Source organism: Streptococcus cristatus (genome assembly GCF_003943815.1).
Classification (GTDB): Bacteria; Bacillota; Bacilli; order Lactobacillales; family Streptococcaceae; genus Streptococcus; species Streptococcus cristatus_F.
This window is the reverse complement of sequence record NZ_RJNA01000053.1, coordinates 1-866: the sequence shown is the minus strand read 5'-3', so window position 1 is coordinate 866 and position 866 is coordinate 1. Positions and strand designations below refer to the sequence as shown.

1 protein-coding gene and 1 pseudogene are annotated in these 866 nt (G+C 30.9%); both read left to right on the top strand.

Translation table 11 applies throughout. The features are described from left to right. The first annotated feature begins 308 nt into the window (after positions 1-308). On the top strand, positions 309-476 hold the full coding sequence (locus tag D8872_RS10675) for a hypothetical protein (RefSeq protein WP_006153932.1): 168 nt from the start codon (positions 309-311) through the stop codon (positions 474-476). Between the two features lie 82 nt (positions 477-558). After that, positions 559-866: pseudogene (locus D8872_RS10670) on the top strand (kinase); the annotation flags it as partial.

Genomic DNA, 866 nt, shown 5'->3' with positions numbered 1-866 from the left:
AATAAATAACTATTTATGTCTAAATCTGGAGCTAATTTATGGATTTACTTTTAAATGGTGTGTTTTACCTTAAGAAACAAAAACAATAATAGTGAAATAGAGTTTAATATGTAAGCTGGATTTTGTAGTCAACCTTTCTTAGAATTTTGGTAATTACATTCAGATACAGTGTATTACATTATATAAAGAATTGACAGATTTAAATCTCTGAAGTATACTAAAGTAGTCCAGTGGAAACATTGGATAGGGCAACAATATACCCACCTATATATATTCTTGGCTTTAAAGCCTGAAAGGAGGTGTGTGCTATGAACTTAACTGTCTTAATTGACTGGAAGTTCGTTGTTGCCCTTGGCACAGCTGCGGTTGGAACAATTTTCGCTTTAAATATGGATTCTTCAGCAGCTGAGCGTGTTTCAATCCATGCGATTGAAGCTACTAAGGAGTTTGCAGTTGCTACTAAAAGCAACTGTTAACTCCTATATACTTGGAGAAGCACATAATCTTAGGATTTTATGCTTTTTTTATTTTATAAAAATATTCAAGGTTAGAAAAATAATGAAAAAAATTAACTGTTCATATATCTATAAAGAAGAAATTGATAAAAATATAAATATGCTAAAGCATTTTATAGAATCGTGGGTGAAATTCCAGTCTATTCGGAATGAAGAACTTTTTCAATTTGCTGATGATGATTTCTATTTTTATCGTTTCGCAGTAGAAAGACAGGAAAAAGCTGCCAAAATATTACTAACTAACATCCTTTGGAGGGTACTGAAGGAGTATAATTTACCTGTAGAATATTCACATGATGCTCCGTTTATATTTATAATCAAAGAAAGTCATGAACGAATAGGATATAGGTT